General features: G+C 58.7%; 25 protein-coding genes and 2 pseudogenes. 12 read left to right on the plus strand and 15 right to left on the minus strand.

The window, feature by feature from the left end:
• Positions 1-28: 28 nt before the first annotated feature.
• The 3 genes from HPDFL43_RS18475 to HPDFL43_RS18485 all read right to left on the minus strand — a co-directional run bounded on the left by HPDFL43_RS18475 (position 29) and on the right by HPDFL43_RS18485 (position 2,667).
• Positions 29-1,003 carry a 2-hydroxyacid dehydrogenase gene (locus HPDFL43_RS18475; RefSeq protein WP_007198929.1) on the minus strand — a complete coding sequence of 325 codons (975 nt, stop codon included), beginning with the start codon at positions 1,001-1,003 and terminating at the stop codon, positions 29-31.
• The gene (locus tag HPDFL43_RS18480) at positions 1,000-2,043 is read right to left on the minus strand and encodes a LacI family DNA-binding transcriptional regulator (RefSeq protein WP_007198930.1); all 1,044 of its coding nucleotides are present in this window, start codon (positions 2,041-2,043) and stop codon (positions 1,000-1,002) included. Before HPDFL43_RS18480 ends, HPDFL43_RS18475 begins: the two co-directional genes overlap by 4 nt.
• An 81-nt stretch (positions 2,044-2,124) precedes the next feature.
• Positions 2,125-2,667 carry a MarR family winged helix-turn-helix transcriptional regulator gene (locus tag HPDFL43_RS18485; RefSeq protein WP_245271157.1) on the minus strand — a complete coding sequence of 181 codons (543 nt, stop codon included), beginning with the start codon at positions 2,665-2,667 and terminating at the stop codon, positions 2,125-2,127.
• 170 nt (positions 2,668-2,837) lie between these two features.
• Here HPDFL43_RS18485 and HPDFL43_RS18490 point away from each other — a divergent pair, with 170 nt between their 5' ends.
• The 4 genes from HPDFL43_RS18490 to HPDFL43_RS18505 all read left to right on the plus strand — a co-directional run bounded on the left by HPDFL43_RS18490 (position 2,838) and on the right by HPDFL43_RS18505 (position 6,834).
• On the plus strand, positions 2,838-3,581 hold the full coding sequence (locus HPDFL43_RS18490) for a creatininase family protein (RefSeq protein WP_007198932.1): 744 nt from the start codon (positions 2,838-2,840) through the stop codon (positions 3,579-3,581).
• Between the two features lie 126 nt (positions 3,582-3,707).
• Positions 3,708-4,673: an NAD(P)/FAD-dependent oxidoreductase gene (locus tag HPDFL43_RS18495; protein WP_007198933.1), complete on the plus strand. Its 966-nt coding sequence runs from the start codon at positions 3,708-3,710 to the stop codon at positions 4,671-4,673.
• A 71-nt stretch (positions 4,674-4,744) separates the two neighbouring features.
• Positions 4,745-5,833, plus strand: a complete 1,089-nt coding sequence (locus tag HPDFL43_RS18500; RefSeq protein ID WP_007198934.1) for a CobW family GTP-binding protein — start codon at positions 4,745-4,747, stop codon at positions 5,831-5,833.
• Between the two features lie 11 nt (positions 5,834-5,844).
• The gene (locus tag HPDFL43_RS18505; protein ID WP_007198935.1) at positions 5,845-6,834 is read left to right on the plus strand and encodes a WD40 repeat domain-containing protein; all 990 of its coding nucleotides are present in this window, start codon (positions 5,845-5,847) and stop codon (positions 6,832-6,834) included.
• 11 nt (positions 6,835-6,845) lie between these two features.
• Here the strand turns inward: HPDFL43_RS18505 and HPDFL43_RS22045 are convergent, their stop codons facing one another.
• Entirely contained in the window at positions 6,846-7,256 is a 411-nt protein-coding gene (locus HPDFL43_RS22045) for a glyoxalase superfamily protein (RefSeq protein ID WP_007198936.1), read from the minus strand.
• Between the two features lie 10 nt (positions 7,257-7,266).
• On the opposite strand from HPDFL43_RS22045, the pseudogene HPDFL43_RS18515 reads away from it, so the two are divergent.
• A pseudogene (locus HPDFL43_RS18515) lies at positions 7,267-8,427 on the plus strand (IS256 family transposase); the annotation flags it as partial.
• Between the two features lie 97 nt (positions 8,428-8,524).
• On the opposite strand, the pseudogene HPDFL43_RS22290 reads toward HPDFL43_RS18515, so the two are convergent.
• Together HPDFL43_RS22290 and HPDFL43_RS21480 are read right to left on the minus strand one after the other, a co-directional pair.
• A pseudogene (locus HPDFL43_RS22290) lies at positions 8,525-8,677 on the minus strand (glyoxalase superfamily protein); the annotation flags it as partial.
• 240 nt (positions 8,678-8,917) lie between these two features.
• Complete coding sequence (locus HPDFL43_RS21480) at positions 8,918-9,988, minus strand: helix-turn-helix transcriptional regulator (RefSeq protein ID WP_007198937.1); 1,071 nt, start codon at positions 9,986-9,988, stop codon at positions 8,918-8,920.
• Positions 9,989-10,268: 280 nt separating this feature from the next.
• Between HPDFL43_RS21480 and HPDFL43_RS18525 the strand changes: the two genes are divergently transcribed.
• The gene (locus tag HPDFL43_RS18525; protein WP_007198938.1) at positions 10,269-10,508 is read left to right on the plus strand and encodes a hypothetical protein; all 240 of its coding nucleotides are present in this window, start codon (positions 10,269-10,271) and stop codon (positions 10,506-10,508) included.
• 74 nt (positions 10,509-10,582) lie between these two features.
• Here the strand turns inward: HPDFL43_RS18525 and HPDFL43_RS18530 are convergent, their stop codons facing one another.
• The gene (locus HPDFL43_RS18530) at positions 10,583-11,176 is read right to left on the minus strand and encodes a GNAT family N-acetyltransferase (RefSeq protein ID WP_007198939.1); all 594 of its coding nucleotides are present in this window, start codon (positions 11,174-11,176) and stop codon (positions 10,583-10,585) included.
• Positions 11,177-11,277: 101 nt separating this feature from the next.
• Complete coding sequence (gene odc2 / locus HPDFL43_RS18535) at positions 11,278-12,411, minus strand: ornithine/lysine decarboxylase (protein ID WP_007198940.1); 1,134 nt, start codon at positions 12,409-12,411, stop codon at positions 11,278-11,280.
• A 552-nt stretch (positions 12,412-12,963) separates the two neighbouring features.
• Here odc2 and HPDFL43_RS18540 point away from each other — a divergent pair.
• The 3 genes from HPDFL43_RS18540 (at position 12,964) to HPDFL43_RS18550 (ending at position 15,692) form a co-directional block, all read left to right on the plus strand.
• On the plus strand, positions 12,964-13,863 hold the full coding sequence (locus tag HPDFL43_RS18540; protein ID WP_007198941.1) for a LysR family transcriptional regulator: 900 nt from the start codon (positions 12,964-12,966) through the stop codon (positions 13,861-13,863).
• 111 nt (positions 13,864-13,974) lie between these two features.
• Positions 13,975-14,610, plus strand: coding sequence for a DUF1007 family protein (locus HPDFL43_RS18545; protein WP_040449334.1), 636 nt, complete (start codon positions 13,975-13,977; stop codon positions 14,608-14,610).
• Entirely contained in the window at positions 14,607-15,692 is a 1,086-nt protein-coding gene (locus HPDFL43_RS18550; RefSeq protein ID WP_007198943.1) for a nickel/cobalt transporter, read from the plus strand. Before HPDFL43_RS18545 ends, HPDFL43_RS18550 begins: the two co-directional genes overlap by 4 nt.
• A gap of 9 nt (positions 15,693-15,701) precedes the next feature.
• Here the strand turns inward: HPDFL43_RS18550 and HPDFL43_RS18555 are convergent, their stop codons facing one another.
• The 4 genes from HPDFL43_RS18555 to HPDFL43_RS18570 are packed head-to-tail and all read right to left on the minus strand — an operon-like array spanning position 15,702 to position 17,836.
• Positions 15,702-15,926, minus strand: a complete 225-nt coding sequence (locus HPDFL43_RS18555; RefSeq protein WP_007198944.1) for a hypothetical protein — start codon at positions 15,924-15,926, stop codon at positions 15,702-15,704.
• Complete coding sequence (locus HPDFL43_RS18560; protein WP_007198945.1) at positions 15,923-16,684, minus strand: SDR family oxidoreductase; 762 nt, start codon at positions 16,682-16,684, stop codon at positions 15,923-15,925. The genes HPDFL43_RS18555 and HPDFL43_RS18560 overlap by 4 nt, the downstream gene beginning before the upstream one ends.
• Positions 16,685-16,709: 25 nt before the next feature.
• Positions 16,710-17,159, minus strand: a complete 450-nt coding sequence (locus HPDFL43_RS18565) for a GNAT family N-acetyltransferase (RefSeq protein WP_007198946.1) — start codon at positions 17,157-17,159, stop codon at positions 16,710-16,712.
• Positions 17,156-17,836: a GNAT family N-acetyltransferase gene (locus tag HPDFL43_RS18570; protein ID WP_040449335.1), complete on the minus strand. Its 681-nt coding sequence runs from the start codon at positions 17,834-17,836 to the stop codon at positions 17,156-17,158. Before HPDFL43_RS18570 ends, HPDFL43_RS18565 begins: the two co-directional genes overlap by 4 nt.
• Before the next feature lie 84 nt (positions 17,837-17,920).
• On the opposite strand from HPDFL43_RS18570, the gene HPDFL43_RS18575 reads away from it, so the two are divergent.
• A complete protein-coding gene (locus HPDFL43_RS18575) occupies positions 17,921-19,099 on the plus strand; it encodes a pyridoxal phosphate-dependent aminotransferase (RefSeq protein WP_007198948.1) in 1,179 nt (392 codons plus the stop codon).
• A gap of 397 nt (positions 19,100-19,496) precedes the next feature.
• On the opposite strand, the gene HPDFL43_RS18580 is transcribed toward HPDFL43_RS18575, so the two are convergent.
• The 3 genes from HPDFL43_RS18580 to HPDFL43_RS18590 all read right to left on the minus strand — a co-directional run bounded on the left by HPDFL43_RS18580 (position 19,497) and on the right by HPDFL43_RS18590 (position 21,763).
• Positions 19,497-20,126, minus strand: a complete 630-nt coding sequence (locus tag HPDFL43_RS18580; protein ID WP_007198950.1) for a LysE family translocator — start codon at positions 20,124-20,126, stop codon at positions 19,497-19,499.
• 154 nt (positions 20,127-20,280) lie between these two features.
• Entirely contained in the window at positions 20,281-20,979 is a 699-nt protein-coding gene (locus HPDFL43_RS18585) for a tellurite resistance TerB family protein (protein ID WP_007198951.1), read from the minus strand.
• Positions 20,980-21,124: 145 nt separating this feature from the next.
• Positions 21,125-21,763 (minus strand): 2-dehydro-3-deoxy-phosphogluconate aldolase, encoded by a 639-nt coding sequence (locus HPDFL43_RS18590; protein ID WP_007198952.1) that lies wholly within the window; start codon positions 21,761-21,763, stop codon positions 21,125-21,127.
• A 144-nt stretch (positions 21,764-21,907) separates the two neighbouring features.
• On the opposite strand from HPDFL43_RS18590, the gene trhO reads away from it, so the two are divergent.
• Both trhO and HPDFL43_RS18600 read left to right on the plus strand, forming a co-directional pair.
• Positions 21,908-22,858, plus strand: a complete 951-nt coding sequence (gene trhO, locus HPDFL43_RS18595; protein ID WP_007198953.1) for an oxygen-dependent tRNA uridine(34) hydroxylase TrhO — start codon at positions 21,908-21,910, stop codon at positions 22,856-22,858.
• Positions 22,855-24,105: an NAD(P)/FAD-dependent oxidoreductase gene (locus HPDFL43_RS18600; RefSeq protein ID WP_007198954.1), complete on the plus strand. Its 1,251-nt coding sequence runs from the start codon at positions 22,855-22,857 to the stop codon at positions 24,103-24,105. Before trhO ends, HPDFL43_RS18600 begins: the two co-directional genes overlap by 4 nt.
• Positions 24,106-24,107 lie beyond the last annotated feature (2 nt).

Here is a 24,107-nt window from a genome sequence, read left to right on the forward strand (position 1 = left end):
TAACCACCGGCCGGGACATGCCAAACCGCTAGCCCGTCCGGTTAAAGCCCTCACATTCCGCAACCGGCGACAATGCCGGGCGGCCATCAAACCATGCCAGAAGATTGCCGACCACCAGATCCGCCATGGCGTTACGGGTGGATACCGATGCGGACGCCACATGCGGAAGCAGGCAGGCATTGGGCAGATCGATTAGCGCCTGCGGCACATTCGGTTCATCGGCAAAGACATCGAGACCTGCGGCAGCAATCCGCCGCTCCCCAAGCGCTGAAATCAGAGCCTCCTCATCGATGGTCGAGCCACGGCCGACGCTGATCAGCACGCCATTGGCCCCCAGGGCATCCAGAATCGAAGCATTAACGGCCTTGTTGGTCGCCGCGCCACCGGGGACAACGACGATCAGCGTGTCGACTGCGCCGACGAGCCCGATCAGCGTCTCATGCCAGGGATACTCGACATCATCGCGCTTATTTCGGGTGTGATAGTGAATCGCAACACCGAAAGCCTCAAGCCGCCGAGCGATTGCAAGACCGATCCGCCCGAGGCCGAAAATGCCAATCGTACGTCCTCTCATGGTCAACGGAGTGAGCGGGTAAGCCCCCTCATTCGCCCAACGTCCGGCGCGAAGGTAAGCCTCGGCTTTGGGAAATTCGCGCAGGGTATTGAGCAGAAGTCCGACAGTAGTGTCGGCGACCTCGTCACTGAGCACATCGGGTGTATTGGTCACCATGACCTTGCGTGACGCAGCATGTGCCGCGTCCACCGCATCATAGCCGACTCCGAAATTGGCAATGATTTCGAGATTGGGAAAGGCGTCGATGAAGTCCGAAGAAATCTTGGTCATAGACGCAACACCAACAACGCGGCTACGCGCGTCGGCATCCACCAACCGCGCATCCGGCTTATCGATGAAGACCGCATCGAACTCAGCCTCGACACGTTCACGAACCCGGGGATTGATCCGGCCCGGGACCAGAATTGTGGGGCGGTGATCCGCGCTCATTGCCCCATCCCCTCGCGGCCCGCGCCGGGATTGAGCGGCGATGTCGATTGGCGTATCCGCATTTCGGGTTTGATCAGATGGAGCCCGTCCGCCTCGCTCGAGCCATTGAGCTTGTCAAGCAGTGCCCGGGCGGCGAACCGTCCCACTTCGGATTGCCCGTTCCACACGGTGGTCAGAGCCGGAGTGGCGATCGCCGCCTCCTCCAGGTCATCATAGCCTGTCACCGAAACATCCTTTCCGGGCACAAGTCCTGCCCGCGCAATTCCGTTTATGAGTCCAATCGCAACAAGATCGTTCCAGCACACAGCGGCGGTCGGCTTGAGCGGGTTGGCGAGAAAGTTCACCGCCGCCTCAAATCCGCTCTGCTTGGTGCGCGGCCCGGGTATACGCAGCGCAGGATCAACCTCTATCCCGGCTTTCTTCAGAGCATCCGCATAGCCGGCGTAACGATCACGACCGGTCGATGTGTGGTCGGTGCCGCCAATCATGGCGATGCGGGTATGCCCCAGACTGATAAGGTGATTGGTGGCGAGTGCCGTGCCATAGGCATCGTCGCCGCGAAATGTAGGAACATCGATTTCAGGGACCGAGCGTGCAATCAGAATGGCCGGCATCCCGTTGTCTTCCGCCAGGCGGATGTCGGACGCAGGCGTTCCGATGGCCGGCGACATGATCACCCCGTCACCGCCAAGCTGCAGCAGCGTCTCGATGAAATTGCGCTGCTTCTCGACCGAATCATAATGATTGGAGAGAATGAAAGTCTGCCGGCTGCGATCGAGTTCGGTTTCAATCGCCCTGAGAATTTCCGCATAAAACGGGTTCATGATGTCATGCACAACGACACCGACAATACCGGAGCGGGAGGTCCTGAGCGATGCCGCCCGCCTATTGTATATATAGCCCAGATCAATCGCTTTCTCCTTGATCCGATCTCGTGTCGTATCGGCGACCAGCGGGCTGTCTCTTAATGCCAATGATACGGTTGCAGTCGACAGACCCAAAGCTTCCGCAATGGTGGACAGTTTTACCTTTTGCGCCAAATGCGATTTCCCCAACAAAGGAGCGTGCCGCTCCAATTCAAACTTTTAAACAAGGTTAAAAGCTTTAAACAACGCTTGCAATCAATCTGTTTGCGGCGCGGCACTTTCGCCTGTGGTCGTCGTATCTTGGTCAGCGGCACCGTCATCATCATCGTCAGGTTCAAGACCAGCTATCACAGTTTCAACATTCAGCGTTTTGGCAATATTGGCGTCCATCTTGGCCAGCAATTCGAGCAATTCCGCGGTATCCTTTTTCTTCAGCCCAGCAAAAGCGGCCTTTTCCGTCCGTCGCTGCGCCTTGCGAACAGCCTTGATCTGATCGCGACCGGCATCGGTAAGGAACACCAGCAGCATGCGGCCGTCGTCCGGCGAGCCCTCGCGCCGCACAAAACCCTGGGCAGCGAGCCGACCGATGGTCTTGGTGATGGTAGGCGCCTTGACCCCAAGCGATATGGCTATCGCGCCGGGTGTCTGGCCATCCTGATCGTCGAGAGCCAGCATCACCCCGTCCTGACCGGCATAGAGCCCCAGATCGAGCAGGTAACGCGACAAAACGGTTCTGGCGTTGCGCGCAACCTGGTTGACCAGCACCAGCGCTTCGGCCTGGCTTTCCCGCTTCGTCATCTTGGATTTGCTTTTCTTCTTGGAGGACATTGAACACTCCTTGCTGCAGCATTTGCTCCAAGTTTTTGACAATACCGTGACTTGCCAAACCCATCGGACTAGAAACACCGTAAACAGGCTTCGAATCCTTGACTTTGACTCTAAACAAGCCTGATCGGAAAAACCACCACATGACACGACAATCGGTGACGATCGCGGTCCTTCCACTTGGCGCCCATGAACAGCATGGGCCGCATCTTCCGTTCGAAACCGACGCGGTGATCGCAGGTGCGGTTGCGCAAAGGCTTGCCAAAACAGCACCGCCCGGCATCAAGGTCGAAGTTTTGCCACTGGAACCCGTCGGTTATTCGATCGAGCACATGGACGTTGACGGCACCCAGACGCTTGCTTTTGACGAGGCCGTCAACCGCTGGATCAGGATTGCCGGCGAATGTGCCGATAGGGGCGTAAGGCGGTTGATGTTGCTCAATGCCCATGGAGGCAACTCACCGCTGCTCACAATCGTCGCCACCGAGGCACGCGTGCGTTTCAACATGCTGGTGGTGGCAACCAGTTGGACTCGCTTCGGCGTTCCCGACGAGGTCATCTCGCCCGATGACAAGGCCTACGACATTCACGCAGGCGATATTGAAACATCCGTCATGCTTGCGCTCCGGCCGGAGCTGGTCCGGCAGGAGGCAATCCGGGACTTCCCCTCGAGCCAGCAAGATTTTACCGCGCGTTTTAAACACCTGCGCGCCTATGGTCCCCATGCATTCGGCTGGAAAATGTCAGACCTCAATTCGGACGGTGCCGCAGGCAAAGCATCTCAGGCCAGCGCCGCAAAGGGCGAGGCACTTCTTGATCACGCTGTCGCAGGGCTTTGCGAATTGCTGGACGACATGGCGCAGTTCGATCCCGATGATCTGCGCTAACTCGGATAAGTAAGCCAAGACTAACGTATTCACGTACACCTGGACCCAGCGCGTCGGTTGATATTCAGATCTCGTGCCTATTTTCAATAGATAAGCAAGCCACCAACACAGCCAAAGGCTCAAATCATGCTCCGCACCGATACTTTGATCATCGGCGCCGGCCTCGCCGGGCTGACCGCAGCAAGGCACCTGCGCGACAGTAACATCGATGTGGTGGTGATCGAAAAGTCGCGGTCTCCTGGCGGACGAATGTCGACCCGGCGCAGTGATTACGGCAATTTCGATCATGGTGCCCAGTATTTTACCAGCCGCACGCCGGAGTTCACCGCTCTGGTCAATCAGCTTGTCGAGAATGGCGATATCGCTCCATGGCAACCGAAGGGAAAGGACAGCACATGGCCCTGGTGGGTCGGTCAACCTGGCATGTCTGCCATGGGCAAGGCGCTGGCAGGCGGTCTCGATATCCGGTTCCAGGCCCAGGTGTCGGGGATCAACCGCATTGATGATGGGTACAGCGTCGAGATTGAAGCAGCAGACAACGCCAGCAACGCGATATCGGCCGCACGGGTCGTTGCCGCCATTCCCGCACCGCAGGCAGCATCCCTTCTGGTTCCACTTGATCCGGCATTCACCGCAATCGAGCAAGTGGTGATGGCACCTTGCTGGGCCGCAATGGTCGCCTTTGATACCAGTCCGGCTGCAGTTCCGGACATACTCCGCGGGGATCCAGCAGATCCACTGGCGCTGATCGCGCGGAACAGCTCCAAGCCCGGACGAAACGGCGAAACCTTTGTCCTTCACGCCTCACCCGCATGGAGCCGAGAGCGGCTGGAGGATAAAAAGGAAGTGGTTGCCGACGACCTTCTGGCGGCCATGCGCCACGCCGTTGCTCCCTACACAATCTTGCCCGAACCGGTTCATTGCATTGCGCACCGCTGGCGCCATGCCCTGACCGAAACAGCTTTGGATGCGCCCTTCATCACCAATACGGACAGCACGCTTCTGGCTTGCGGCGACTGGTGCATTGGCGGGCGGATCGAAGCCGCGCATCAATCCGGACTGGCCGCGTCCCGCCACATAGTGTCAATGTGAAACGGGCATGTGAGTGGCGCAATCGGATCAGAGCGCCTATATGGGGCATTCTAGAACACTCCTGACAGGCAATGACCATGAGCGAAGCCCCCGCCCCCATCCCCGTGACCGTGCTGACAGGCTATCTCGGAGCCGGAAAGACCACCTTGCTCAACCGGATTCTCACCGAGTCCCATGGCAAGCGCTATGCTGTTATCGTCAATGAGTTCGGCGAAATCGGCATCGACAACGATCTCATCGTCGAATCCGATGAAGAGATCTACGAGATGAACAATGGCTGCGTCTGCTGCACCGTTCGCGGCGATCTCATCCGGGTTGTCGAAGGTCTGATGCGCCGGCCCGGCCGTTTTGATGCAATCATCGTTGAAACCACCGGCCTCGCCGACCCGGCACCCGTGGCGCAGACTTTCTTCATGGATGATGATGTCCGCTCCAAGACCAGGCTCGATGCTGTGGTAGCGCTGGTCGATGCGCGTCATCTGCCGGCCCGTCTCAAGGACAGCCGAGAGGCCGAAGATCAGATCGCCTTTGCTGACGTCGTGCTCCTGAACAAGACCGATCTGGTTTCACCCGAAGAGCTTGAAGCGGTCGAACGCATCGTCCGCGCGATCAACCCGTCAGCCCGCATACACCGCACGGAACGCGCTTCGGTCGCTCTTGATGCGGTGCTCGATCGCGGTGCCTTCGATCTGAGCCGGGCACTCGACAATGATCCGCATTTTCTCGATCACGACGACCCGGACCATGTTTGCACACCGGATTGCGACCATGATCACAGCCACGATCACCATGGACATGATCATCATCATGCTCACGACCACGACGGACATGGCCACAAGCACGCGGCTCCCGCCGCAATTCATGACCTGACCATTGAGTCGATCTCGCTTCGCACAGGCCCGCTCAACCCGAAGAGGTTCTTCCCCTGGATCGAGAAGATCACCCAGATAGACGGACCCAAGATTCTCAGGCTCAAAGGCATCATCGCCTTTGATGGCGATGATGACCGCTATGTGGTTCAGGGCGTGCACATGATTGTCGAAGGCGACCATCAGCGCGCCTGGAAAGACGATGAAAAGCGCGAAAGCCGCATCGTCTTCATCGGTCGTGACCTCGACCGCGAAAAGCTGGAACGCACCTTCCTGGCCTGCCAGGCCTGAGGACAGTCATCATGCCGACAGTCGCGCCCGTCGACCTCGACGATCATTGCCTCGCAGTCACCTTCCTTGGCGAGGTGCCAACCTTTGCGATGGCCTCCGGATTGGTTGTCCGGCTTGATCATGGCACCCATCGCCATGAACTCCATGACGGTTTGCTCACCGCCACACCGAGCTGGAATGGAAAGGCACTGATCAGCGGCGGTGAGGACGGCAAGGTCATGCAGCTTGACGCAGATGGCACCGAGACCGAACTGCGTGGCCCGGCGCGCAAATGGGTGTCGGCTGTTGCGCCAGGACCACAAAACGCCGTCGCGTTTTCGGAAGGCAAGAATGTCACCGTGCTGCTTGCGGACAAGACCGAGCGGCACTTTGAGGAGGCCCGCACCGTCGAGGGGCTCGCTTTCGCACCCAAGGGCCTGCGCATCGCCATGGCACGTTACAACGGGGTCTCGCTGGCGTTCGTGAACGGCAATGCACCTGCGCTGGATTTCGAATGGAAGGGCGCACACAATCAGGTGCTGTTCAGCCCCGATGGCCGCTTTTTGGTAACAGCCATGCAGGAAAACGCGCTGCACGGCTGGAAACTTGACGGCAAGCCAGGTGGCGAACAGCGCCATATGCGCATGACCGGTTACCCCGCCAAGGTCAAATCCCTGTCATGGTCGAGCAAGGGCAAATGGCTGGCTTCTTCCGGTGCACCATCGGCCATCGTCTGGCCTTTTTCCGGCAAGGACGGGCCTATGGGCAAAGCGCCTCTGGAGCTCGGACAACGTGCCGACACCATGGTGACCTGTGTGGCCTTCCATCCCATCGAGGATCTGGTGGCCATCGGTTTCGGCGACGGAATGGTGTTGGCGGTTCGTATCGCCGACAGCAAGGAAGCACTTCTGCGCCGACCCGGCCAGGGGCCCATCAGCGCATTGGCCTGGAACAAACCAGGCCGCCTGCTCGCATTCGGATCACAAGCAGGCGACTGTGGTGTTGTCGACATCGCAGGCTGAAGTACACCTGGTCAGGACCAGGACAGCTCCAGTTGCGGCCGGCCATTGGATGTCCGCTCGCGGCTGACACCCTCCTTGCCGATCACACCATTGACCCGTTTCCTGAACGACGAGAAACTGTCGAAGGTAACCACATCAACGGCTTCATCGAGATCCAGTGACACCCGGTAGCTGCCAGGTGCCGAAGTCAGGGCCTGGACGCCAACAATGCGGGCACTGAATGGCTGTCCAAGATAGGCCCCGGTCACCCTGGCACCCGGTGTCAGCTGCTCCGGGCCGGCACGGTTTCCGACTGCAGCATGCAGAGTGTTCGGTAGTGTCCGTACACGTGGTGTAATTTCATCGGCATTGCCGGTGTAATCTGGGTGGCCATCGAGGTGTATGGTCGAGGTGGAGTTAGCAGCTTCAACTACGAGCCACACGGAGACCCCGATGACCAAGACCAATATGGACCTTTCAGAGCTTCTGCAAAAGCACGATCAGGGCGACTTGCTGCGCTCGATTGCCGAGGCTGTTCTTCAGCTGATGATGGAGAGCGATGTCGACGGCCTGATCGGCGCAGGACGCCACGAACGGGCCGAGCAGCGGACGACCTGGCGCAATGGCTACCGTGACCGTTGTCTCGATACCCGATTGGGGACGCTGAACCTGAAGGTGCCGAAGTTGCGGCAGGGCACCTATTTCCCCGGCTTCCTCGAAGCCCGCAAGACCTCTGAGCAGGCTCTGGTTGCGGTGATACAGGAAGCCTGGATTGGCGGAGTGTCCACAAGGCGGGTGGACGAACTGGTTCAGGCTATGGGGCTGAGCGGCATCTCGAAGAGCACGGTGTCCAAGCTGTGCAAGGACATCGACGAGCGGGTCGGCGAGTTCCTCAATCGCCCGCTCTCCGGCGAATGGCCCTATGTCTGGCTCGACGCCACCTACCTCAAGCAGCGCCAGGGCGGTCGGATCGTCAGCGTGGCCGCCATAATCGCTGTTGCCGCCAATACCGAGGGCCGCAGGGAAATCATCGGCCTTGGCGTCGGCCCCTCGGAAGCTGAGACCTTCTGGATGGACTTCCTGCGCTCGCTGAAGGCCCGCGGTCTTGACGGCGTGAAGCTGGTGATCAGCGATGCCCACAGCGGCTTGAAGGGCGCGATCTCCCGGGTCTTCGAGGCAACCTGGCAGCGGTGCCGCGTTCACTGGATGCGCAACGCCCTGGCTCATGTCTCAAAGGGCCAGCACACGGTCGTCGCGGCCGCCATCCGGCAGGCCTTCGATCAGCCAGACCGCAAGCATGCAGGCGAAACATGGCAACGGGTCGCAGATCAGCTCCGCCCGAGATGGCCCAAGCTCGCCGATCTGATGGATGTCAGCGAAAACGATGTGCTGGCCTACATGGCGTTCCCCCGCCAACACAGGACCAAGCTTCACAGCACCAATCCGATCGAGCGGCTGAACAAGGAAGTGAAACGACGTGCCGACGTCGTCGGGATATTCCCCAACGAGGCCTCGATCATGCGTCTCATAGGCGCGGTGTTGTTCGAACAGAATGACGAGTGGCAGACTTCAAGCCGCTACATGATGGTCGAAGCCTTCGCCCAGATCGACAAGGGAGGAGATCGACCCCATCCTCAGCATAACAATGAAAGCCGCCTGATCATGACCTCAGGCCATCTGGAAAATTACACCACCTTGACGGACGTGACCGAGTGTTCCAATCATTGAAGCCGAACTGGGCGGCGATGAGTTCAAGCGCCCGGGAATGATTGATGGCATCGCCATTGGCTTCCATCCGGGACCGCAAACGACGGGCCTGGTCTTTCAATGCGCTCAGTGTTGGCAGTTGCGCGGTACCACGCATGGCAGTTCTCCTGTCATGACATGCTCATTCGAATAGGGGGTGCCCGCGTTCCACCATCTGGCATGTCATCCATAAGGTGACTGCTTGAAAGCTGGAGACTTCACCATGGCTCAACGCCTGCGGACGGCCGGGGCTCCAGACCCGAGGACTGGGAAATAGGGATGCAGGATCGCAATGTCAACCAAGGCCTGAAAGCTTGGTTTGCACACCGAGACTCAGTCGTACCCGCCCATTGAGAGGTCAGTGTGTCGTCACACCACCCAGGGCCTCTTCCCGGTACTCGGTCGGGCTGACGCCGACACGCTCGCGAAACGCCCGGTTGAACGGAGCCAGCGAAGCATAACCGAGACTGAAAGCGTGTTGGATAATCTGCTCGCGCGCAAGCTCGGGATCGGAAAGCCGCCGCTTGGCCTCCGCAATCCGGTAGTCATTTATGAAGGCCGCAAAATTGCGGTAACCGAGCCCGCGATTGATCAACTTTCGCAGACGGTGTTCCGGAACCTGCAGCACGTCTGCCAGCCCGCCGATGGTCAGGCCGGGTTCGAGATAGAGCCCGCCATCCACCGCCTTGACCACACGCTCCAATTCCAGCCGGTCCGCTGACGACATCTCGGCATTGGATGAAGCCATGCTGTTTGAACCATGGCTGTTGCGCTCAAACAATTCACCTTTGAGCCTCGTCAGCCAGAAGGAAAAAACCAACGCAAGCAGGAAGTAGACAACTCCGCACACCAGACAGAATGTCGTGTTCAACGGGCCACGAACGCCCATCAGATTGACTGCGAACACCAAAAGCATAAACGGTGGCACTGTGAAAGCCAATGCGAGGCTGAAGGCGCGGCGCGCATCAACAAGATCCCCTGCACGACTGCTGATCGCCTTGTAGATCACGTGGATCAGCAGTCCCGCATTCAGGGCAACAAGCGCCATCTTGAAGGCCCAGATCACGTCAAACGGCACCATAGAAACCGCGAGAACCAACGGAGCGGACACTCCAACGGGCCACAGGCATCTTGGCCTCAAACAGAAATGGTCATCGAAGAGCGCGCGAACAAACCACCACATGGATATGAAATGGATCTGCTGGAACGACAACAACAGCAAGGTCTCATCGTGGAGAAGCTCCAGAATTGACGGTGCATTCAGAACGATCTCGATCATGCCTGTGACACAGAAGAACAGTCCTGTGACCACAAGGGCATCATAGTTCGGTCGCAGCGCCAAATGCGCGATGATCAGGAGCAGGATCCCCAAATTCGCTCCGCGCAGGAGCAGGTCGATGAAATTGTTTGCCGTCAGTTCGATTGCCATTGGGAAATCCGTTGGACGTTCAGGAGGAGCTTCTCGCAAGTCTTGTCGTGTCCCCGAGATAGGGAGTTCGCACCATTGCGTCCAATCGATTTCAAAAAACTCACGCCAAATCTGAAACAAACCCTTCGTTTTTCAAACCCGCGCGGCACGAAGCGAGAAGCCACGCCATGTTCCTCTCACTGCCAATCAAACCCTACACCTAAAGGCATCGGGAGACAGTCACCCAAATGATTGCCACCCATCGCCAGCACTCTAGCAAAGACACAACAAGGAGACGATCATGATCAGAACAGCCCAAGCAGCCGCCATTGCCCTAGCAGCACTGCTGCCGTTGAGCGCAACAGCTGCATTCGCAGAGTCCGCCGAAAGCCAGGCAGCCCTGTGCACCGAAACACCGGCCAAGGCCGCCAAAGCAGGTGTCGATTGTGTGGCGACCTCCAGCGTCGATACCGGCAAGGCGGTCGATGCTCGGAACTACCCAAGCGGTCCGGTGAGCTTCGCAAACGGCGTGGTTTATTGATACCCGCGCCAGAAAACGCCGTGCTCACTCCAGCATGGCGTTTTCAATCGGGCATTTACGCGCCGCGGTAATCCTCAGGCTAAACCGGCGCGGACATCCGCCTGTTTCAGTTTCTGCCCACCGGAACTTCGTCTTTGCGAAACCGGCCCCATCGCAACCAGCAGGCCTGCAGCAACTTCAAGATAACCGTGCCTGAGCTCCAGCGCCAGAAAGCGTTCGCGCTCCACCGGGCCGGGCATCATCAGCCCGTCAGTCTTCGCTGCCGAGAAGCCGAACTTCTTGTAGTAGGCGGAATCCCCAACAAGAACGATCCCACCATGGCCCAAGCGGCATGCAGTACTTACCGCATGGCGCATCAAAGCCGATCCGATGCCGAAACCGGCGTGTGCTGGATCCACAGCCAGTGGTCCGAGCAACTGCAGCGGCTTACCTCCAGCTGCCACATCCCAAAGCCGAACGGTGCCAACGACCCGACCGCTGCTGTCCCGCGCAACCAACGCAAGATCCCGCGACGGCAGGCGACCGCGCCGGAGTTTCTCTGAGGATTTCCGCTTGCGCCCCGGCCCCATCGCCCGATCGAGCAACGCTTCACGGGCAACACAATCCTTCGGCTGTTCCGCTTGAACCACAAATTTCTGCTGCGATGAAACGAGATCAATGACGCTCATTGACGTGTGCCCCTGCGATCGGTTTTCAAGAAAAAAACACAGATGCCCGAACCCGGGATCATGCACACCCGGGGTCAGACCGATCTGAACGGGGATACCGTTCAGATCACGTAGGATCGCAAGGGTTCAAACCCGTTGAACGCCACCGCAGAATAGGTGGTGGTGTAAGCGCCGGTGCCTTCAATCAGCACCTCGTCGCCGATGGTCAGCGAAACCGGCATCGGATAGGGCGTCTTCTCATAAAGAACATCAGCGGAATCGCAGGTCGGGCCAGCGAGCACGCAGGGCTCCATCTCGTCCCCATCGCGCGGTGTGACGATCGAATAACGGATCGCTTCATCCATCGTTTCGGCCAGCCCGCCGAACTTGCCGATGTCGAGAAACACCCAGCGCACATCATCCTCGTCGGACTTGCGCGACACAAGCACGACTTCAGCCTTGATCGCGCCTGCATTGCCGACCATGCCGCGCCCCGGCTCGATGATGGTTTCGGGAATGTTGTTGCCGAAATGCTTGCGCAGCGATCCGTGGATTGCCTGGCCATAGGCCTGGGCGGTTGGAATGTCCTTGAGATAACGGGTCGGGAAACCGCCACCCATATTGACCATCTTCAGATGAATGCCCTGCTGCGCCAGCTTGTCGAACACTCGGCGTGCATCGCTGAGCGCCGCATCCCAGGCATCAAGCTTCGTCATCTGCGATCCGACGTGGAAAGAGACGCCGTGCGACACCAGACCCAGCTGGTGCGCATAGACCAGAACATCCACAGCCATCTGTGGCACACAGCCGAACTTGCGCGAGAGCGGCCATTCCGCACCTTCGCCGTCAGTCAGCACGCGGCAGAACACTCGGGCGCCAGGGGCTGCACGGGCAATTTTCTCGACTTCCTCATGGCTGTCGACAGCAAAAAGCGTCACGCCCAGCGCATGCGCGCGGGCAATATCGCGTTCTTTCTTGATGGTGTTGCCATAGGAAACGCGCGCCGATGTAGCGCCTGCTTTCAATGCCATTTCAATCTCGGCAACCGAGGCACAATCGAAATTGGAGCCAAGGCCGGCAAGCAGCCGCAGGATTTCCGGGGCAGGGTTTGCTTTCACAGCATAATAGATCGAGCTGTCGGGAAGCGCCTTGCGGAACGAGACGAAATTGTCCCGGACAACATCAAGGTCAACCACCAGGCAAGGGCCATCGGGACGTCGGGTGCGCAGAAAATCAAGAATACGTGCAGTCGTCATCGGGTGCTCCGTTCCAGGCTCGTTTCAAGCCATATCTAGACAGAGCATCGTACGGCCACGACACGAATCCGGCCTTTGGAGGAACCGGAAATCGGCATGGACGCTTGATGCGTCGATGAACCACGCCGTTGAGGGCGATGGTCCGCTCTTGTCTGCCTTGGATTGGAGGGAGAACCCGACCGCACTTCCGGCAATGAAGGTGTGCCTCTTCAGTAACCCCGGCTGTTGGAAAGCCGGCAGACACCAGAAAGGCCCGCACCGTCGTTGCTTCAAGATGTCCTCGCTCTTCCAGATGGCCGGAGAAACGACTGGAGGGGTTAGTTCCAGGTACCTTACCGAATCCTCACCATATCGAGGGTCGGCGGACACCCACAGGCACGTGCGACTTTGGGCATCGCTGATCTAGTGATTTCTGCCCGCTGGTGCAAGCGATTTCTCGTCTAACCCTTGAAATTCATGATTGAAGAACGAATATCGGAATCCTGTTCAACGTCTTGAGACAATAGCTGAAACCCACTCCAATCAATCGCGAAACCCGGAAAGCGGCCTTTCATGGACACACTCACACGCATTCGTGCCTTCATTGATGTGGTGGAAGCTGAGGGGTTTTCTGCGGCGGCCCGAAAGGTTGGCCGCTCCAAGGCACTGTTGTCGAAATATGTCCGGGAGTTGGAGGATGATCTCGGCGCGCTGCTGCTCAACCGCACCACACGGCAGTTCTCCCTGACCGAGGCGGGGCATACCTATTACCGTTCCGCCTCTGACATCCTCAAGGAAATCGACAATCTGGCCGATCTCGTGCGCGAGGGCTCAAAGGACCTCAAGGGCAAGATCCGGATTTCGGCACCGCGAACATTCGTGGACGCCGCTGTGGGCCAATCACTGATTGACTTTGCCGCCGCTCATCCAGACGTGACGCTTGAAATCATCTCCGACGACCGCTTTGTCGATCTTGTCGAGGAAGGCTACGATCTGGCGATCCGGATCACGCGGCTTGAGGATTCGGGACTGATCGCGCGCAAACTGTCGACATTCTCTCTCATCGCCTGCGCATCTCCCGAGTTTCTCGAAAAGACCGGCCCGATCACCCATCCTTCGCAATTGGCGGATGTCCCCTGTATCATCGATACCAATGGCCGTTTCCTGAACAATTGGCGGTTTGACAATCCGGATGGGTCATCGGCTTCGGTGACCGTTTCAGGCAGTTTCGAAGTCAACAGTCCACTTGCCGCGATGCGCGCAGCCGAAGCCGGTATGGGCGTCACCATCCTTCCCGACTTTGTGTTTCGCGAGCGTGAGAAGACCGGGACACTAAAACCCATCTTGACGGAGTTTCTGCCCACCGACCGCGGAATCTACGCGATTTACCCGCATCGGCGATACCTTCCGGCAAAGGTCCGTGCCTTTGTGGACTTCCTGACCCAATGGTTCAAGTCAAACCAATACAAATAATTGCCCCGCAAATTGGCACGTGCCGAAATTCTGTCCATATTGGATGCGACTGATCCTCACTGACTCGTAAACCACAGACTGGTCAACATGATCCACTCCCTGACGCGACACATGCCCGCCCTGGCAGCACTTGCTGCGCTTCTCATCCCTGGAACTGCGGCGGCACATCCTCACATCTTTGCCGAAGCGCGGCTCGAGGTGGAGACATCCGCAAACGGGCAGATAGCGGAATTGCGCCATGTCTGGCGCTTTGACGAGGTGTTCTCCTCAAGCGTGATGCTGGATTTCGATCGCAACGGCAATTTCGAACTCGACCGTGAGGAATTGGCCAGCATCAGCGAGGTCGTCACCGACTCCCTGAAGGATTTCGACTACTACACCTCATTGACGGTCAATGGTGGCGACATGGACATTGAACTGCCCGAGGCAATCAAGGTGGCATTCCAGGACGGTCAGCTGCTGATGTTCTTCGCGGTTCTGCCCAAGCAGCCCTTGCCCATGTCAGGCACGATTGCCATTGGTGTTTTCGACCCGACCATGTACGCGGCTCTGGATTTCATGACCGACGATGACATGGTGGTGACAGGTGCTGGAGCAAAGAAATGCGCGAGCCAGGTTGTCCGCCCCGATCCGGATGAAGTGATTGCGCAAAATCAGGGCTCACTGACCGAAGCCTTTTTCAATGAGCCCACCGGCAACGATCTTTCGAAACTGTTCGCCACCCGGCTCGAACTGGATTGCAAATGAAACCTTTGAACGGAACTGCCAAACAAGCGCTGGCGCTTGGACCAAAAATCTTGCCCGCACTTGTCCTTGGACTTGTTCTTGCAACAACCGTCGCTCACGCACAATCCTCGCTCGGCATCGGCGCGGCGGAACCCTCAATCGCGCCGGTAGGCATTGGCGGCGGCCTGATCCAGTGGGTCAATCAGCAACAGCAGGATTTCTATCGCGCACTTACCGGAACGCTCAAGGCCATGCGCGAGGATCCTTGGCAAATGTGGGGACTGGTCAGCCTTTCTTTCCTCTACGGCGTGTTTCATGCTGCGGGGCCAGGTCACGGCAAGGCGGTGATATCATCCTACATGATCGCCAATGAGGTCGCACTCAGACGCGGAGTGTTGCTGTCATTCCTGTCGTCCTTTATGCAGGCAGTCACCGCGATTGTCGTGGTGACGATTGCCTATTATCTGCTGCGCGGCGCGGCGATAACCCTGACCCAGGCAACCCACGCTCTTGAGATCGCCAGCTACGGGCTGATCGCAGCCTTCGGCTTCTGGCTTCTCAGCCGCAAACTTCTGTCCTTGCGCAGCACAAGCCCCATTGCCCTCGCTGAAGCGGGCCATGCCCACCAACAGCACGCCCACCATCACGATCACGACCATGATCACGGGCACGGGCACGGGCAAGAACATGGCCATCATGATCATCACCATACCCATGCGGACGGAGAAGTCTGCTCAACCTGCGGGCACGCTCATATGCCCGATCCGAAGCTGCTTGCCGGAAAAAAGCTGGGCATGCGCGAAGCCTGGAGCGCGGTGATCGCCGTGGGCTTGCGCCCCTGCTCCGGCGCTCTGATTGTGTTGACCTTCTCAATGCTCAACGGGCTCTGGTTGGCGGGTGTTGCCTCGGCCTTCGCCATGGCCATCGGAACGGCGATCACCGTTTCAGCGCTTGCCACCCTCGCAGTCACCGCCAAGGGCGCCGCTGTCCGCTTCGCTGGCGCCTCGATGGGCAACCGTGTTGGCACCACGATCGAGATCGTCGGCGCCGCCCTTGTGATGGGCCTCGGTCTCATTCTGCTCGCAGCTTCATTGCAGAGCTGAGGGGCTCGCCTATTCAGGCGTATCCGAATCTCTGTTCTGACGCTTGCCTCTGAGCCAGAACACCGCAAAGAACGCCAGAACGAATGCAATCGCCACCGCATAGGACAACCACGGTGAGATCTCAGACAACGACATGATCATTGCTGGCATGTAGTAGAAGATCAGTCCGGTGCTCCCGAGAATGACTGCTGCCGCAATCGCAGCGGATTTGTTGGATGAACTTTTCTCGCTCACAGCGACCAGCCTCCATCAATTGTGACAGCCATGCCGGTGGAAAACGCACTCTCATCCGATCCCAGATACACCGCCAGTGCGGCAATCTCTTCAGGCGTTCCGATCCGGCCCATGGGCTGGCGCGACACGAACTGCGCCTTTGCAGCCTCCGCCCCGCCGGGCATGGTCGCACCGAGTTCGGAAACGCGATCTTCCCAGGATGGCGAGTGAACCGTTCCAGGACAAATCGCGTTGGCGCGTATGCCCTTTGAAATGAAATCCAGCGCCACAGCCTTCGTCAGACCAATCACCGCCGCCTTGGTGGTCGCGTACACATAGCGGTTGGGAGCGGCCTTGATCGAGGAAGCCACCGACGACAGATTGACGATCGATCCTGAGCCGTCACCTTTCTCGGCTCTGGCCATCATTCCGGGAAGGAACGCGCGGATGGTACGGTCGATCGATTTCACATTCAGGTCCCAGGAGAAATCCATGTCGGCTTCGCCCGCATCGAGCACGGTGCCATGGTGCACAAAACCCGCCACATTGACCAGGATGTCGATGTCGCCGATGCGCTTTGCATAGGCCTCCACCGCTTCCGTGGACATCACATCGAGACTGGCAACGTCATGTGCATTCAGGCCGTCCAGCTTTGCCTTGTCGAGGTCACTGGCATAGACGGTCGCCCCCTCCGCCACATAGGTTTCAGCGATCGCGCGCCCGATCCCCTGCCCCGCGGCAGTCACCACCGCAATCTTGCCCTCAAGACGTCCCGTCATTTCTCACTCCCGTAAACTTCCAACATCAATCCATTGTACTGGCCGACATGTGTAGCACCATCCGATGCTCTTGAGCCTCTTCAAAATCAACCAGAAACCCTATTTTTTTGTACCAACCAACGGCAGGGTTACGGCTGTTTGTAATCAGTGCGATCCTGCCCAGTCCAAGCGCACGCGCACGATCAAAGGCTGCGTCCATCAACATCCGCCCCAGACCGGACCCGGAGCTGTTCGGATTGGTCGCAATGGACTCGAGAAACAATTCCTTTTCAAGCAGGCGCAGGATCAGAACGCCATCAAGCTTTGACCCGTTTCTGTAGAGCCAAACCTCGCACTCCTGCAGAATCGCGCCATAATCCCATTCGAGCGGAATGGCCGGCGCACCAATCACAGCTTCAGTCCGCGCATAGGCCGCTTTCTGAAACATCTCAACACGTTCACGATCTCCGGGAACAGCGCGCGTCAGCTGTGTCATCCGGCACGACTCCGCAAATCTTCCAAGCGGCACTTCTGGCGCCCGTCCGATGCGAAATTCGAGGGATCGAGCCAAGCCTCGAACGCCGCCTTGATCACTGGCCATTCGCCGTCAATCATCGAAAACCATGCCGTGTCGCGGTTCATGCCTTTGGCGACAATATGCTGCCGGAAGACCCCTTCGAAGGTGAACCCCAGCCGCTTTGCCGCCATCTTCGAGGGTTCGTTGAGATTATGGCATTTCCATTCATAACGCCGGTAGTCGAGATCCTCGAAAACATGCCGCGCCATGAGATAATGTGCTTCGGTCGACATCGGCGTGCGCGCCATGGCAGCACCATGGGCGACCGACCCAACCTCGACGACGCCATTGGCTGGATCAGGGCGCATGTAGGATGCCATGCCGACCACATCGCCGCTCACACGGCCGCGGAAGATGCAGGTAACCCAGCCCAGCTCCCTAGCAGACTTCTCGAGCCAGTCGCTGAGTTCATGCGCATGGGTATAGGGCCCGTTCGGAAAGTACCTGATCAGGTCACTGACGGCTTCGCCGCCAAGGGCGGTCCACAGCGTTTCCTGATGGGCATGACGCTGGAACGGTTCGATCATTACATAGCGGCCGGTCGCAGAAATAGCCCGCGGTGCCGCGCGGGGGGTCCACTTGGTTAAATCGCGCATGAAAAGAGCCTGAATTGAATTTCGCGCCCGGATAGGACATGACTTGGAGCCACAACACAACCACCCGGACAGGAAAAAGCAACCATGATAGAGCCCGTCGCAGCCTTCGATCGGATCGGAGAAGAAAACGCCTTCGCTGTTCTCGCGCGCGCCACCGTGCTTGCCGGCGAAGGCCGCGACATTATCAATCTGGGCATTGGCCAGCCGGACTTCAAAACACCAGCACATATCGTCGAAGCCGCCATCAAGGCGCTGCGCGACGGCCACCACGGCTATACCCCGGCAGCGGGCTTGCTTGAGACCCGCGAAGCCGTCTGCCGCCGGACGTCGACCATGACCGGCATGGAAGTCTCGCCGGAGAACATCATGATCATGCCTGGTGGGAAGCCGACCATGTATGCCGCGATCAGGATGCTCGGCGAAGCCGGTGTTGATATTCTTTATCCCGATCCCGGATTTCCGATCTACCGCTCGATGATCGAGCATGTCGGGGCGCGACCGGTTCCGGTGCCGATGCGTGAGGAAAACGGCTTCGCCTTCTCGGCCGAAGAGACGCTGTCCTTGATCACACCGCAAACCCGGCTGCTGATCCTCAATTCGCCTGCCAACCCGACCGGCGGCGTGACGCCCAAGGCCGAAATCGACAAGCTGGTGGCGGGACTGGCGGCACACCCGCACGTCGCAATCATGTCCGACGAGATCTACGATGTCATGACCTATGACGGCGAGCGGCACACCTCACTGCTAAGCTATCCTGAAATTCGCGATCGGCTGATCGTACTCAACGGCTGGTCCAAAACCTGGGCGATGACCGGCTGGCGAATGGGCTGGTCGATCTGGCCCGACAGCCTGATCAGCTATGTGCGCAAGCTGGCAGTCAACTGCTGGTCCTGCGTCAACGCGCCGTCTCAGCTTGCCGGCATCGCCGCGATTGATGGACCGCAGGATGCTGTTGCAGACATGCTCACAGCCTTTGATCGCCGCCGCACCCTTGTCACCGATCTGCTCAATGGCTTGCCGGGCGTGTCCTGCGTGTTGCCCAAGGGCGCGTTCTATGCGTTCCCCAATATCTCCAAGACCGGCTGGAAAGCCAAGCCGCTCGCCAGCGCACTGCTGGAGCAAGCAGGAGTGGCTCTGATTGGTGGACCGGATTTCGGCGTACTGGGCGAAGGCTATATCCGCGTCTCATGCGCCAATTCCGATGACAACATCGAAAAGGCAGTCATACGGATCGGTGAGTTTCTGAAGGACGCCAAACCCTGAAAAACCGGGAGCCCTGAAACGAACAAGGGCGGCTTTCGCCGCCCTTTTACGCCATGCCGTTCTTGGGAGGAGTGAAGAGGCATGTCAGCATTCCAAAATGAACCTGATTTATTAACAGCACCTTAAAATGATGTAACCGACTCTCACCGGTAAGTTCAAACAGGCACGATACCAAGAATTGTTTGTTGCATAACTGGCCGGAGATACGCCTGAACAACAATTCAGTCACGAACTATCCCAGCAAAAACAGATGAAAACGCTTCTCTTGAGCCAAAGAAATAACACGCGCGATGATCACAAGCATGAGAAACCGGAACCGGAAATAAATACGAACGGCAACGACCATGAGGACGCCAGCTCACCGTACCAATGATCTATTTTGCCGGATGGCCAGATCTCAACCAAGACGCGCCGTTAGCAACTTCAGTCCGGCAAATCCGAATGCCATCGCGAAGGCCGCCTCGAACCAGCGGCTGAGGCGAACATAAGCGCCAACAACACGCGGGTTGGAAAAAAGCAGCGCATAGAAGCCAAAAACAACAACACTCTGCAGACCGACAACCAGCACCACGGAAGCCACTTCCCCGGGAGACGCGGTGGCTGGAACACCAACAGAATAGAGTGCGCCAAAAAACAGGATCGCCTTGGGATTGGTCAGATGCATCGCCAGACCCTTGCCATAGGCACGACCAAGACTCTGGGCGGAAACCGATCGAAAAATAGTCTTGCCGGGTACCATAGCACGGCGCGCACTTTTGAAGGCGAGAAACAGAAGATACCCGGCTCCGAGATAACGCAAGATCTCGAAAACCCAGGCATTCGCCAGCATCAGGGCGCTGAGCCCAAGCGCCGCCGCAATCGACCAGAGCCAGGATCCCGATGTGATTCCCGCCACCAGCGCAAGCGCAGGCACCCGTCCTTGCGCCATCGCCGTCCCGGCAATTGCCAGTGTCGATGGCCCCGGGCTTGCCGTTGCCAGCAAGGCAGCTGTCAGGATCAGGGGATAGTTGATCTGGTCAATCATCATGCGGCCAGCATGTCATCAGGCCCACTGTCGCACAACGGGCTGACGCATGACATTTTCTGACAAGAGTTATCAGCAACACGAATGAATTTCACGCTGCCGCTCCCTAAAAAGCAGGCCTTAAAGCTGTGTCAGAAAAGACCGGTCGGGCAGAGGCTCAGCCCTTGGCCGCCGCCACTGTGGCGTCGATATGATCGACCAGCGGATCAGCAAGGCCAAGCCGCCCGGCCAGCAGATCGAGAAAACCACGCTCTGCACGGGTATCGGGATCGATCGCGAGCCGCGCAGCGGTAAACATCTCCACCTTCTGCACCTCGGTCACCGCAGAGGCGACAATGGCATCCATATCGACCGGCTGGTTGAGCTCTCTATCGAGGAACGCCACGGCATCATTGCCAAGGCCCGACAGTTCGAGCTTGTCATGGATGCGGGCACGCTCGGCATCATCGACATGGCCGTCGGCGCGCGCCGCCGCGATCATCACCCGTACCAGAGAGAGCGCAAAATCAGCGTCGACGGCAGCAGGTTCCGCAGAAAAGTCAGATTCTGCCGGAGGAGCGATAAGATCAGGCTGTCCGCCCTGTGCCGCCTCAACCGGAGCCTTGCCTGCCTGGTAGTTCTTCCAGGCCTGATAGCCGAGTCCGGCGATGGCCGCCATGCCACCAATCTTGAGCGCTGATCCGCCAAGCGACCGGCCGGTCTTGGTCCCCAGGAGCACCGCGACAAGGGCACCGCTGGCAAGCGGATTGTCTTTGGCCAACTGGCCAACCTGGCTCGCCTTTTCGCGCACGCTGCCTTGTGTGCCGGGCACATTGGAACCAAGAAATTGGTCAAGCAGGGTTTTTGGATCGAACATCAGGTAGCTCCTCGTCACATTGATTGTGCGGGTAGCTCACCCGCTTTCAATCCAGATAGGAACGCAGCCGTCCGCTTTCAAATGACTTCGCGTCGGCAACTGCCAAAATATGGCAGCTCCGATACAAGGCAAGCAGAGAGCCTTCTCAGCCTGCCAGCAGACAGGCTTCGGCGGCCAGACGGGTAATCCCGTCCCAGTCGCCGGCTTCAACCAGAGCGGCAGGTGCCACCCATGAACCGCCCACGCAGATGACATTCGGCAACGACAGATAGTCCCGCGCATTTGCAGGCGTGATGCCGCCGGTGGGGCAGAACTGCATCCCAGCCAGAGGTGAGGACAGGGACTTGAGGTAAGCCGCACCTCCAGCCTGTTCGGCCGGGAAGAATTTGAGAACCTGATAGCCCTCTTCGCGAAGCGACATCACCTCACTCGCCGTCGCAGCGCCCGGCAGCAGCGGCACCGGCGATTTGCGCGCCACATCCAGAAGTTCGATCGTCGTGCCAGGCGAGACGATGAACTGAGACCCGGCATCCACCGCCTCTTGATACTGGCGGGCATTGAGAATGGTTCCAGCACCGGGAATCGCGCCGTCGACCTCATTGGCCACGGCGCGGATCGCCTCAAGCGCCGCCGGTGTCCGCAACGTGATCTCGATGGCCTTGAGACCACCCGCCACCAGCGCACGCGCCAGAGGCACAGCGCTTGCGACATCCTGAATGACGAGCACCGGCACCACCGGCTGCTGTTTCAAAATTGAAATGAGGACTTGGGTTTTGTCACCCATGACGCTGGTCCTTTCGCATCAAAAATTGGTGCATCCGCATAGCCTTTCGACGCATGCTTGTCCACGTTTCATGACCACCACAGGCTTCATACTCCCCGTCAAAGACAATTGCCTGTGCAAAGAGGACGCGCTATTGCGGCAGACATGACAACCAACACAAACATTGCTGACAGGACACCCGCGACCAATCAACCAGTCGTCGTCGCAGCACTCTATCACTTCGCCCGGCTCGAAGAGCATGAAGCGCTTCAGGCGCCACTTGCAAAGCTGTGCTGCACATCAGGTGTCCGCGGAACGCTATTGCTTGCCCACGAAGGCGTCAACGGCACCATCGCCGGCTCACGCAAGGCGATAGACGCGGTGCTTGCGCATCTGCGGGCAATTCCCGGGCTTTCCGCGCTTGAGCACAAGGAAAGCAGCGCCCACAGGATGCCTTTCCGCCGCATGAAGGTGCGGCTCAAGCAAGAAATCGTCACCATGGGCGTTCCCGACATCGACCCGCTTGAGGATGTCGGTGCCTATGTCGATCCGAAGGACTGGAACGCATTGATTTCAGACCCGGAAACCGTCGTGATCGACACCCGAAACGACTATGAGGTGGGGATCGGCACATTCAAGGGTGCGGTCAATCCGGAAACCAGCACATTCCGGCAATTCCCCGAATGGGTCGAAACCGCAGGGCTTGATGACAAGACAAAACCCATCGCCATGTTCTGCACTGGCGGCATCCGTTGCGAAAAGGCGACCGCTTTCATGCGCGCCCAGGGTTTCGAGAATGTCTACCATTTGAAGGGCGGCATTCTCAAATATCTCGAAGAAGTGGATGAGCGCGAGAGCCTTTGGGAAGGCTCATGCTTTGTCTTCGACGAACGCGTCGCTGTCACCCATGGACTGCGCGAGAGTGATGAGATCCTCTGCCGCGCCTGCCGCAATCCGGTGACGCCCGAAGAACAAGCCTCGCCGCTGTTTGAAGAAGGCGCATCCTGTCCGCATTGCTATCACACGCGCAGCGACAAAGACCGTGAACGCTTCCGCGCACGCCACCGTCAGATGCTCGCAGCAAGAGCGGCTGACGCCGCAAACGGAGAGACATGAGCGCGCCCCGTCAGAGCATTGCCATTGTCGGCGCAGGCATTGTCGGCATCGCAACCGCTGCGCTTTTGAGCGAGGTCGGGCACACCGTGACCGTGATTGACCGGACCGGAATTGCCGAGGAGACCAGCAGGGGCAATGCCGCGGCTCTCGCTTTTTCGGACATCATGCCACTGGCATCGCCCAAGACCATGCTCAAGGCACCCAAATGGCTGCTTGACCCGCTCGGACCACTATCCATTCGCCCCTCTTACCTGCCGCAGCTTGCACCCTGGCTATGGCAATTCTGCAAGGCCAGCCTTCCGTCCCGTTTTGAAGCTTCGGTCACGACCCAGAGTGATCTGATGCGGCTCGCCGAGAAAGAGATGATGGCCCTGGTCGACCGCGCCGGGATGGGCGGACGGATCCGCCATGACGGCTCACTGGAACTCTATGAGTCAGAGGCCCAGTTCCGGGCGAGTACAAGCGGCTGGAAGCGCCGCGCGGATGCCGGCATCGCATTCGAGCATGTGCGCGGACAACGACTTGAGGAACTGCAGCCGGGTCTGTCACCGCGTTTTGTTGCCGGAACTTTCGTGCCTGTGTGGAAGACAGTCTCCGAACCGCAGGCCTTTGCCAAGGCGCTCTGGACCCATGCGGAACGCAACGGCGCAACCTTCGAAAAGGCCCAGGTGATAGCGCTGGAACACAACGGCACGAGGCCGTCTCTGCGCCTCGCCAACGGTTCGTCAAGGGAGGCAGACAGGGTCGTCATTTGCGCCGGAGCCTGGTCAACGCGTCTGCTCAGGACATTCACCAAACTGCGGATTCCGCTCGAAACCGAGCGCGGCTACAACACCACCCTTCCTCAGGGCGCTTTCGATGTGAAACGACAGCTGATTTTCGGCAGTCATGGCTTCGTCATCACACCACTCGAAACCGGCGTCAGGGTCGGCGGCGCGGTGGAATTTGCCGGGCTTGATTTGCTCCCTAACTACGCCCGGTCAAAAGCGATGCTGGACAAGGCAGCGGATTTCCTTCCGGGTCTGAAAACCGGCGGCGGCACCGAATGGATGGGCTACCGCCCCTCGCTGCCTGATACGCTGCCCGTGATCGGCGCCCTGCCTGAACACCCGTCTGTTCTGCTCGGGTTCGGCAATGGCCATCTCGGGCTCACCCAGTCGGCTGCCATGGGCAGATTGATCGCAGATCTGGTTGACGGCCACACCCCCAGCATTGACATTGCGGCCTGCCGGCCCGACCGTTTCTGATC

This window comes from Hoeflea phototrophica DFL-43, assembly GCF_000154705.2.
In the GTDB taxonomy this organism is placed as follows: Bacteria; Pseudomonadota; Alphaproteobacteria; order Rhizobiales; family Rhizobiaceae; genus Hoeflea; species Hoeflea phototrophica.

What these genes read in the sequence shown, in the direction of transcription:
- HPDFL43_RS18495 (WP_007198933.1), top strand. Translation starts at nt 3,708, where the DNA reads ATGCTCCGCACCGATACTTTGATCATCGGCGCCGGCCTCGCCGGGCTG.
- HPDFL43_RS18505 (WP_007198935.1), top strand. Translation starts at nt 5,845, where the DNA reads ATGCCGACAGTCGCGCCCGTCGACCTCGACGATCATTGCCTCGCAGTC.
- HPDFL43_RS18560 (WP_007198945.1), bottom strand. Translation starts at nt 16,684, where the DNA reads ATGACGGGACGTCTTGAGGGCAAGATTGCGGTGGTGACTGCCGCGGGG.
- HPDFL43_RS18565 (WP_007198946.1), bottom strand. Translation starts at nt 17,159, where the DNA reads ATGACACAGCTGACGCGCGCTGTTCCCGGAGATCGTGAACGTGTTGAG.
- odc2 (WP_007198940.1), bottom strand. Translation starts at nt 12,411, where the DNA reads ATGACGACTGCACGTATTCTTGATTTTCTGCGCACCCGACGTCCCGAT.
- HPDFL43_RS18590 (WP_007198952.1), bottom strand. Translation starts at nt 21,763, where the DNA reads ATGGGTGACAAAACCCAAGTCCTCATTTCAATTTTGAAACAGCAGCCG.
- HPDFL43_RS18580 (WP_007198950.1), bottom strand. Translation starts at nt 20,126, where the DNA reads ATGATGATTGACCAGATCAACTATCCCCTGATCCTGACAGCTGCCTTG.
- HPDFL43_RS18485 (WP_245271157.1), bottom strand. Translation starts at nt 2,667, where the DNA reads ATGACGAAGCGGGAAAGCCAGGCCGAAGCGCTGGTGCTGGTCAACCAG.
- trhO (WP_007198953.1), top strand. Translation starts at nt 21,908, where the DNA reads ATGACAACCAACACAAACATTGCTGACAGGACACCCGCGACCAATCAA.
- HPDFL43_RS18475 (WP_007198929.1), bottom strand. Translation starts at nt 1,003, where the DNA reads ATGAGCGCGGATCACCGCCCCACAATTCTGGTCCCGGGCCGGATCAAT.
- HPDFL43_RS18500 (WP_007198934.1), top strand. Translation starts at nt 4,745, where the DNA reads ATGACCATGAGCGAAGCCCCCGCCCCCATCCCCGTGACCGTGCTGACA.
- HPDFL43_RS21480 (WP_007198937.1), bottom strand. Translation starts at nt 9,988, where the DNA reads ATGGCAATCGAACTGACGGCAAACAATTTCATCGACCTGCTCCTGCGC.
- HPDFL43_RS18570 (WP_040449335.1), bottom strand. Translation starts at nt 17,836, where the DNA reads ATGCGCGATTTAACCAAGTGGACCCCCCGCGCGGCACCGCGGGCTATT.
- HPDFL43_RS18545 (WP_040449334.1), top strand. Translation starts at nt 13,975, where the DNA reads ATGCCCGCCCTGGCAGCACTTGCTGCGCTTCTCATCCCTGGAACTGCG.
- HPDFL43_RS18600 (WP_007198954.1), top strand. Translation starts at nt 22,855, where the DNA reads ATGAGCGCGCCCCGTCAGAGCATTGCCATTGTCGGCGCAGGCATTGTC.
- HPDFL43_RS18575 (WP_007198948.1), top strand. Translation starts at nt 17,921, where the DNA reads ATGATAGAGCCCGTCGCAGCCTTCGATCGGATCGGAGAAGAAAACGCC.
- HPDFL43_RS18490 (WP_007198932.1), top strand. Translation starts at nt 2,838, where the DNA reads ATGACACGACAATCGGTGACGATCGCGGTCCTTCCACTTGGCGCCCAT.
- HPDFL43_RS18530 (WP_007198939.1), bottom strand. Translation starts at nt 11,176, where the DNA reads ATGAGCGTCATTGATCTCGTTTCATCGCAGCAGAAATTTGTGGTTCAA.
- HPDFL43_RS18540 (WP_007198941.1), top strand. Translation starts at nt 12,964, where the DNA reads ATGGACACACTCACACGCATTCGTGCCTTCATTGATGTGGTGGAAGCT.
- HPDFL43_RS18525 (WP_007198938.1), top strand. Translation starts at nt 10,269, where the DNA reads ATGATCAGAACAGCCCAAGCAGCCGCCATTGCCCTAGCAGCACTGCTG.
- HPDFL43_RS18550 (WP_007198943.1), top strand. Translation starts at nt 14,607, where the DNA reads ATGAAACCTTTGAACGGAACTGCCAAACAAGCGCTGGCGCTTGGACCA.
- HPDFL43_RS18585 (WP_007198951.1), bottom strand. Translation starts at nt 20,979, where the DNA reads ATGTTCGATCCAAAAACCCTGCTTGACCAATTTCTTGGTTCCAATGTG.